The sequence below is a fragment of the Kitasatospora sp. MY 5-36 genome (assembly GCF_001182915.1).
GTDB lineage: Bacteria > Actinomycetota > Actinomycetes > Streptomycetales > Streptomycetaceae > Kitasatospora.
Window position 1 is genome coordinate 1 of record NZ_LFVW01000492.1, and the last position, 8,684, is coordinate 8,684.

At 71.7% G+C, this 8,684-nt stretch carries 9 protein-coding genes and 1 tRNA gene; 9 read left to right on the forward strand and 1 reads right to left on the reverse strand.

The genetic code is table 11. From position 1 onward, the window contains the following. From AE652_RS27910 to AE652_RS44255, 6 genes are all read left to right on the forward strand, one after another. The coding region (locus AE652_RS27910) for a class F sortase (RefSeq protein ID WP_369808337.1) at positions 1 to 655 on the forward strand (655 nt) is incomplete at its 5' end. Positions 656 to 811: 156 nt separating this feature from the next. Continuing rightward, positions 812 to 1,696, forward strand: a complete 885-nt coding sequence (locus AE652_RS46630) for a hypothetical protein (RefSeq protein WP_159028573.1) — start codon at positions 812 to 814, stop codon at positions 1,694 to 1,696. Next, the gene (locus AE652_RS27920) at positions 1,693 to 2,484 is read left to right on the forward strand and encodes a response regulator transcription factor (protein WP_049656377.1); all 792 of its coding nucleotides are present in this window, start codon (positions 1,693 to 1,695) and stop codon (positions 2,482 to 2,484) included. Before AE652_RS46630 ends, AE652_RS27920 begins: the two co-directional genes overlap by 4 nt. Next, positions 2,481 to 3,689: a HAMP domain-containing sensor histidine kinase gene (locus AE652_RS27925; RefSeq protein WP_049656378.1), complete on the forward strand. Its 1,209-nt coding sequence runs from the start codon at positions 2,481 to 2,483 to the stop codon at positions 3,687 to 3,689. Before AE652_RS27920 ends, AE652_RS27925 begins: the two co-directional genes overlap by 4 nt. A gap of 161 nt (positions 3,690 to 3,850) precedes the next feature. Then, entirely contained in the window at positions 3,851 to 4,936 is a 1,086-nt protein-coding gene (locus AE652_RS27930) for an AAA family ATPase (RefSeq protein ID WP_234348567.1), read from the forward strand. Beyond that, the gene (locus AE652_RS44255; protein ID WP_199823153.1) at positions 4,933 to 5,535 is read left to right on the forward strand and encodes a hypothetical protein; all 603 of its coding nucleotides are present in this window, start codon (positions 4,933 to 4,935) and stop codon (positions 5,533 to 5,535) included. The genes AE652_RS27930 and AE652_RS44255 overlap by 4 nt, the downstream gene beginning before the upstream one ends. 68 nt (positions 5,536 to 5,603) lie before the next feature. Here AE652_RS44255 and AE652_RS27935 read toward each other — a convergent pair. Then, positions 5,604 to 5,677 (reverse strand) — tRNA-Thr (locus tag AE652_RS27935). A gap of 284 nt (positions 5,678 to 5,961) precedes the next feature. Here AE652_RS27935 and AE652_RS27940 point away from each other — a divergent pair. The 3 genes from AE652_RS27940 (at position 5,962) to AE652_RS27950 (ending at position 8,606) form a co-directional block, all read left to right on the forward strand. Continuing rightward, entirely contained in the window at positions 5,962 to 7,053 is a 1,092-nt protein-coding gene (locus AE652_RS27940) for an ABC transporter ATP-binding protein (RefSeq protein ID WP_049656383.1), read from the forward strand. 208 nt (positions 7,054 to 7,261) lie between these two features. Further along, positions 7,262 to 7,717 (forward strand): hypothetical protein, encoded by a 456-nt coding sequence (locus tag AE652_RS27945; RefSeq protein WP_049656385.1) that lies wholly within the window; start codon positions 7,262 to 7,264, stop codon positions 7,715 to 7,717. Positions 7,718 to 7,805: 88 nt separating this feature from the next. Then, positions 7,806 to 8,606 (forward strand): nucleotidyltransferase family protein, encoded by an 801-nt coding sequence (locus tag AE652_RS27950; RefSeq protein ID WP_107086556.1) that lies wholly within the window; start codon positions 7,806 to 7,808, stop codon positions 8,604 to 8,606. Positions 8,607 to 8,684 lie beyond the last annotated feature (78 nt).

Below are 8,684 nucleotides of genomic sequence, written 5' to 3' on the forward strand. Positions count from 1 at the left end.
CCCCGGCCCGCTGCGCCGTACCGCCTTCGGCACCGCGGGCCTGCTCTGCCTGGTGCTCGGCACCTCGCTCGCGCTGTCCGGCCGGGAGACCCCGGTGGTGCGGGTCGAGACCTCCGGGCACGGCACCGGCGCCGACACCCCGGCGGCCCCGGGCACCCCGGGCGCCCCGGCCACGACCGGCACCGCACCCACCGCCCCGAAGCCGTACGCCTCCTCGCCGCCGACCCGCCTGCTGGTGCCCTCCGTCGGGGTGGACGCACCGGTGACCGACCTCGGCCTCAACCCCGACGGCACGGTCGAGGTGCCGCCGGCCGACCGGGGCGAGGAGGTCGGCTGGTACCGCAACGGCCCCCCCCCCGGCGAAGCCGGCCCCGCCGTGCTCATCGGGCACTACGACACCGTGCACGGCCCGGCGGTCTTCAAGCAGCTGCCGAAACTGCGCCCCGGCGACCTCATCCGGATCCGGCGCGCGGACGGCGGCACCGTGGACTTCAAGGTCCGCGAGCTGCTCCAGGCCGCCAAGGACCGCTTCCCGACCGAGCAGGTGTACGGCGACACGCCCGCGCCCGCGCTCCGGCTGATCACCTGCGGTGGCCGGATCGGCTCGGACGGCCACTGGACGGACAACATCATCGTGCTGGCGGACCTGGCCTGACGGTGCACGAACCGCCGTCGGGGAACCGCCGGCCACCGCCCGCACGACCTACCACCGGGGCGGCGACGGGAGGCGACGAGCCGGACCGTCGCCGTGGACACAGGCAGAGCAGGCAGCGCGGACAGCGCAGGCCCGGCAGGAGGACGAGCACCGACCGTGGCAGCAACAGCACCCCCACCACCCCGCCGCCGTCCCGGCGCCGTCCCGGTGGCCGCCCTGGCCGGCCTGGTCGTCGTCCTCGCCCTCGCCGCCCTGGCCTTCGGCCGGGCCACCCCCGGCGAGCTGCGCGACCAGGGCCCGGCCCGGGCCGTCAGGCCGCCGGCGGTGTCCCAGCCGCTCTGGCCGGACCTGCCCACCTCCCCGCCGCCGGCCGCGTCCGCGACCGACACCACCCAGGAACCGCCGCAGCCCGTACCGGACGTGACCGTCCCCGGGCGCGACATCACCGCGGTCGACGTCCGCACCGTCCTCGCCAAGGACCCGGACGTCGACCAGGAGGAGCGCCAGGCACTCGGCTCCTGCGCCGGCTGCGAGGTCCGCGCCCCGGAGTTCCGCGACCTCACCGGCGACGGGCAACCCGAGCTGATCACCGTCGTCACCACCCCCGGGCGGGCCGTGCTGCACGTCTACGCCCTCGCCGAGGACCGGCTGCTGCCCGTCCTCCGGGTGCGGGTCCAGCCGGCGTTCAACGCCTCGACCATCGGCACCGACCTGTGGCTGATCGAGCCGACCAGCGTCGACGCCCGGACCACCAGCCACTACGCGTGGGACGGCAAGAGGCTCACCCTGAACGAACGCAGGGACGAGGGCGTCATACCGCTCCCGTCCACCGGCCCGGACGCCGGCCGGCCGGCCACCGCGGTACCCGACCCCGGACCGGCGCCCCGCCCCGCCCCGTACGCGCCGAAGCAGGCGGCCCCCGAGGCCGCCGTCCCGTCCCCGCGCGGCGCCCGGCCGTCCTCCGTGCCCTCCGCCCCCTCCGTGCCCGGCGCGCCCGTCGCGCCCTCCGTCCCCGCCGTGCTCCCGGAAGCGAAGCGATGACCCCCGCAGCCCCCGCCGCCACCCCCGCCCACCCGCACATCCTCCTGGTCGAGGACGACGAGGTGATCCGCGAGGCCACCCGGATGGCCCTGGAGCGCTACGGCTTCCCGGTCACCACCGCCGCCGACGGCCTGGAGGGCCTGGAGGCCTTCCACGCCGTCCGGCCCGACCTGCTCCTGCTGGACGTCATGCTGCCGCTGCTCGACGGGGTCGGCCTCTGCCGCCGGATCCGGGAGGAGAGCCAGCTGCCGATCCTGATGATGTCCGCCCGGACCGACCCGGTGGACGTGGTCTCCGGGCTGGAGGCCGGGGCGGACGACTACGTGGTCAAGCCCGTCGAGAGCGCCGTCCTGGTCGCCCGGATCCGTACGGTGCTGCGCCGCGTCCCGGTCGCCCCGGCGGCCGACGCCCCGCCGGCCCCGTTCGCTCCGCCCCCGCAGTCCTCGCCGTCCCCGCCCGCCCCTTCGCCCGCTCCGCCGTCCCCGCCCACCCTTCCGTCCGTCCGCAGCTTCGACGGCCTCCGGGTGGACACCGACAGCATGGAGGTCCGGGTGGACGACCGCCTCGTCCCGCTCACCCCCACCGAACTGCGGCTGCTGCTGGAGTTCAGCGCCGCGCCCGGGATCGTGCTGGAGCGCTCCACCCTGCTCGAACGCGTCTGGGACTACGAGTGGGGCGCCGACACCCGGGTCGTGGACGTCCACGTGCAGCGGCTGCGCGCCAAGATCGGCTCCGGCCGGATCGAGACCGTCCGCGGCTTCGGCTACAAGCTGCGGCGCCCAGCATGACCCTGCGCCGCCAGATCGCCGCCGCCGTCGCCGCCATCGCCGTCCTGGTCGCGGTGGCCGTCGGCCTGCTGGTCCACCAGGCGATGATCCGCCAGCACGTCGACCAGGCCCGCTCCTCCTCGCTCGCCACCCTCGACTCCGCCTTGAACGACTACGAGCGCGGCGGCGGGAAGGCGATCGGCCGGGGCGCCGTCCTGAACGACCCGGCGCTGCCCGAGCGGCTGCGCGCCCTCGCCGCCGGCGACCGGCACGGCTCGCTGCTCGTCGCCGACGGCACCGGCGAGTCGATGTGGGCGGCCGGCCCGGTGCCGGACGGGGTGGTGTCCGTCCGGGTGGACTTCACCCAGGACCGCCAGGCCATCGCCGACCTGGACCGGATCATCCTGCTCACCGTCGTCGCCGCGGTCTTCACCACCGTGCTGGCCGGCGTGCTCGTCGCCGACCGGATCAGCCGCCGGCTGCGCACCGCGGCCACCGCCGCCCGCGGCATCGCGGCCGGCGGGACGGACACCCGGATCGGCGAACTCGTCGACGGCAAGGACGAGGTCGCCGACCTCGCCGCCGCCGTCGACCTGATGTCCCGCACCCTGCACCGCCGACTGGCGGACGAGCAGCGCTTCACCGCGGACGTCGCCCACGAGCTGCGCACCCCGCTCACCGGCCTCGTCACCGCCGCCGAACTCCTGCCGCCCGGCCGCCCCACCCAGCTCGTGCAGAACCGGGTCCAGGCACTGCGCGGCCTGGTCGAGGACCTGCTGGAGGTCTCCCGCCTGGACGCCGACGCCGAGTCCCCCGACCTCTCCGCCGTCCCCCTGGAGCGCGCGGCCCGCCGCACCGTCACCCTCACCGGCCTGGACGTCACCGTCGAGATCACCGCCGACCGGCAGGTCCGCACCGACCTGCGCCGACTGGACCGCATCCTCGGCAACCTCATCCTCAACGCCCACCGCCACGGCACCGGCCCGGTCCACCTGCACGTCGACGGCCCGCGGATCACCGTCCGCGACCACGGCCCCGGCTACCCCGAGGACCTCCTCCGCCACGGCCCGCAGCGCTTCCGCACCAACGCCCCCGAACGCGGCCGCGGCCACGGCCTCGGCCTCACCATCGCCACCGGCCACGCCCGCGTCATCGGCGCCACCCTGACCTTCGCCAACCACCCCGCCGGCGGCGCCCTCGCCACCCTCACCCTCCCCCCGAACTGACCCCGGCCGACGCCCAAAACCTCCCGGCAGAGTTGAAACGACACCCCCCGCCCTGACCGCAGCCAGCCAGCCAGCGCGCCCGGATTGTAGTACCACAACAAGACTACCGCCAACATGATTTGACGCTCAGTCAGTTCAATGTGAACGATGAGAGGGCAGGCGTGAATGGCATTCACGTGGGAGGGGTCCTGCCAGTGGTGGCCGAGCCGGATGAGTTCGTTGGACTGTTCGGGGTGGCCGAGATGGCCGGAGTCAGCCGGACCGCCGTCGCGAACTGGCGCAACCGCGACAGGCGATTCCCTGCTCCAATCGCGGATCCCCGCAGCAGCCCCGTATTCCAGGCCGCTCGAATCCGCCGCTATCTAAAGCAGAGGAAGAAGCACATGGTCCACGTCATCTCCACCATCAACTTGAAGGGCGGGGTCGGCAAGACGACCACGACCGTTGCGCTCGCCGAATTCCTATCCGCAGAGTTCAGCAAAAGGGTCCTGGTCATTGACCTCGACCCCCAGACCAACCTCACCACGGTACTGATCGGAGAAGAGCGCTGGAAATCACTGAACGATGAAGGTCAAACCCTGGCCACGTTGTTCAAGGATGCGCTCCGCCCGGAGGATGAGGCTGCTCATTTCGACCTCAGGAAGACCCTTCAGCGACGCGTGTCACCAGTGAGCGAGGTCTGGCAGGTCGACCTGCTGCCCTCGTCTCTCGACCTGATCGATGTACAGGACCGCCTGGCTTCCATGCCTTCCGGCCGGTTTTTCTCGAACAACCCGACCGACCTCTTGCGGAAGGCGGTTAAATCGATTCTCGACGACTATGACTATGTTCTGGTGGACTGCCCTCCGAATCTCGGAATCGTTACACTGAACGGCCTCCGCATCTCCGACGGGTACATTATCCCGACGATTCCCGACGTGCTGTCGACCTATGGGATTCCACAGATCCAACAGCGGGTGAAGGCATTCGCCCACAGCCTGGGAGAGGAAATTGCCGAGGTCGGGATTGTAGTGACCAAGTACCGGAAGGCCCCCACCGTGCACATGAACACAATCCGCCGACTGGAGAACGACCCCGAGCTTCCTGCCGTACTGTCGTCCTACATTCCGGAGGCCAATCAGATCGCAGCATCGGCCGAGTTTGTGGGGACCGGGACGCTTCGCCAGAAGTACGGATATCAAGGCCAGTATGATACCTTCCGCTCGATGACAAAGGAATTCATCGAGTTGGTCGAGGAGATCGCGTGACCGATAAAAGCGATTTCAGCAAACCTCAGGAAACAGTCGACGACGCGCCTTCGACGGAACCACAGTCGACCTATCTCGAGTCGCATGCACTTGCCCTGGACGTACAGCACTCTGCAGATGCCCTCTTGAGGCTCGGAGCTTCCGACCCTAGCCTCGCCGCGATGCTCGCACGACTCACCGAGGCGGTGGCACTGGAAGCGGCACGTACAGCCCGCTTTTCCAGGGCACTCACCAAGGCACTGGCCGATGTCAGTCCGCCGGCCCCGGCGGGCGATCGTCGCCCGAGGGCGAGTCGGCGCACCAGAGGCATTATCGATCCCTTCGCCGTCTTTGCCCAATCCGGGGAGGCCGGCCTGCGGTCACACCTCGGCGAACTCGACCTCGACCAGCTGCGGGACATCGTGGCCGAGCACGGCATGGACCATGATCGGCTGGCTATGAAGTGGAAAGACTCCCATCGCGTGATCGATCGGATCGTCGAACGAGTTGAAGCGCGAACGGCGAAGGGATCCGCCTTCCGGGGACGCACTCGGCGCAACCCAACCCCCCGCGACAACCGGCCGACCGCTCCTGACACACCCGCGGCACAGCCCGAGTAGCACACCAGCCGACAACGGGAAGGGCCGGCCCGACAGCCCGTCGGACCGGCCCTTCCCGTTCTGCGCGGAGCCCCCTGTCGGGTTCGAACCGACGACCCCCGCTTTACAAGAGCGGTGCTCTGGCCAGCTGAGCTAAGGAGGCACGGTGGCCGTCCGCGATGGATCACGGCGGCACCGGGGGGCAGTCTACCGGGCCCGGGTGACGGGATGGGGGTATATCCGGGGGTTGGTGGGATGGGTGGGCGTGATGGAACCGATGCCGAAATCGGGTCGGGTGGGGGCTGACAAGCGGCGGACGCGCAGGTAGCGTCGCCGGGAGCCGGTTCGTGGCAGTGGTTCAGACCACTGGTGGGCCGGCGGAGCAGAACAGACCCCCTTTACTCGGATCGTCCGGCACGTTCCTGCCGGTGAAGGAGACAAACAACCATGGCTTCTGTCACGTACGACAAGGCGACCCGCGTGTACCCCGGGGCGGACAAGCCCTCGGTGGACGCGCTGGACCTGGAGATCGCGGACGGCGAGTTCCTCGTGCTGGTCGGCCCCTCGGGCTGCGGCAAGTCGACCAGCCTGCGCATGCTGGCCGGTCTGGAGGACGTCAACGCCGGTGCGATCCGGATCGGCGACCGCGACGTCACCCACCTGCCGCCGAAGGACCGGGACATCGCCATGGTGTTCCAGAACTACGCGCTGTACCCGCACATGACCGTCGCCGACAACATGGGCTTCGCGCTCAAGATCGCCGGCGTGAACAAGGCGGAGATCCGCACCAAGGTCGAGGAGGCCGCGAAGATCCTCGACCTCACCACGCTGCTGGACCGCAAGCCGAAGGCGCTCTCCGGCGGTCAGCGCCAGCGCGTCGCGATGGGCCGCGCGATCGTCCGCCAGCCGCAGGTCTTCCTGATGGACGAGCCGCTGTCGAACCTGGACGCCAAGCTCCGCGTCTCGACCCGTACCCAGATCGCCGGCCTCCAGCGCCGCCTGGGCATCACCACGGTGTACGTCACCCACGACCAGACCGAGGCGCTCACCATGGGCGACCGGGTCGCGGTGCTCAAGGACGGTCTGCTCCAGCAGGTCGACACCCCGCGCAACATGTACGACAAGCCCGCGAACCTCTTCGTGGCCGGCTTCATCGGCTCGCCGGCCATGAACCTGGTCGAGGTGCCGCTGGTGGACGGCGGCGTGAAGTTCGGCGGCTCGGTCGTCAACATCTCCCGCGAGGACCTGGCCGGCGCCGGCACCGACAAGACGGTGACCGTCGGTGTCCGCCCGGAGCACTTCGAGATCGTCCCGGCGGGCGGCATCGAGGGCGTCGCGGTGACCGTGAACGTGGTCGAGGAGCTCGGCTCGGACGGCTTCGTCTACGGCACCACCCAGATCGGCGGCGAGGACCACGACCTGGTCGTCCGCGTGCCCGGCCGCCAGATCCCGGCCCGCGGCGAGACCGTCCACGTCGTGCCGATCGCCAACGAGACCCACGTCTTCTCCACCAGCTCCGGCCTGCGCCTGAGCAACTGACGCGACCCCGCGCGACGGCCGCGACCAGCGCGGCACCCGGAGCCCGTCGGACCCTCGTGGTCCGGCGGGCTCCGTCCGTACCCCCGCCCCTTCGACCCCGTCCGGACGCCCCCGCGTCAACACGGCAAGGGGACAAACCCGGACACCGTGTCACTCGATGGGGTAACGGAGGGCGATCCGGCCCGTACCCACCGCTACTCTCCTGAGGGTGAAGCAGCTGTTGCGCCGTATCGGCCAGACCGTCGCCCTGACCCTGCCGGTCGTCCTGGTGACCACCGGCACCCTCGCCGTGACCAGGGTCCCGTGGGCCCCGCCGACCGGGCTCGACCAGCAGGTCGTGGCGGCGTCCAGCGGCGACGGCGCCGGGATCGGACGCTCCAACAACGCGGCCGGCGCCGTGGCCAAGGCCTCGGACGGGCTCGCCCCGCAGGAGTCGCTGCGGGTGGTGCTGCTGGACGAGCTGCGGGCGAAGAACCCCTCCGCCGCGCTGGACCTGCTGGAGCGCTCGATGCGCGAGCAGCCCTCGCTGACGCCGTACTGCACCTCGCTGGCCACCGAGTTGGGCAAGGCCGCGGTGCGCAAGTACCAGGGCGACGTCCAGCGGGCCCGCACCTTCGCCCGCCCGGTCTGCGACGGCGCGTTCGCGGCCGGCGTCGTCGGCTGAGCCGGCCGGGAACGCAAGGGAAGGCAAGGGGGCCGAGGCAGGCCCCCGAGGCGGCGGACGCCCCCGTCCGCCGCCTTATTGTTCAGGCATGACCGCTGACTCCGGCCCCACCGCCGACCTCCCGTCCGCCCGGCCCCCGCAGCCCCACCCGCCGCGGCCGACCACGACGCCCGTCACCCAGGCCGTCATCCTGGCCGGCGGCCAGGGCTCCCGGCTGCGCCCCTACACGGACGACCGCCCGAAGCCGCTGGTCGAGATCCCCGGGACGGGCACGCCGATCCTCGGCCACCAGCTGGCCTGGCTGGCCGAGGAGGGCGTCACCGACGTCGTGGTCTCCTGCGGGCACCTCGCCGACGTGCTGGAGGAGTGGCTGGACAAGGCGGACCTGCCGCTGCGGGTGCGCACGGTGGTCGAGGCGGAGCCGCTCGGGCGCGGCGGCGGGCTCAAGTACGCGGCCAAGGCGCTGCCCCGCCCGGACGAGCCCTGGTACGCCACCAACGGCGACATCTGGACCCGGTTCAGCCTGCGCGAGATGGCCGCCTTCCACCACGAGCGGGACGCCGTCGCGACGCTCGCGCTGGCCCGGCCGCGGATCCCCTGGGGCGCGGTGGAGACCGACCAGTTCGGCAACGTGCTGGACTTCATCGAGGCGCCGCCCTCGCCCTTCCTGATCAACGCCGGCCTGTACGTGTTCAGCCCCGAGTTCGCCGAGTTGCTGCCAGACGTGGGCGACCACGAGCGCACCACCTTCCCCCAGCTCGCCCGCGGCAAGCGGCTGGCGGGCTACCAGCTGCCGCAGGGCGTGTACTGGCGGGCCATCGACACCGCCAAGGACCTCACCGAGGCGGCCAAGGAGCTCGCCTCCGGCGCCGGCCGGTCCCCCAGGTAACCAGCGGGCCGCGAGCCGTACGGCCGCCCGCGGACACGCGTCGGCCGGGTGCTCCCCGCGGAGCACCCGGCCGACCGC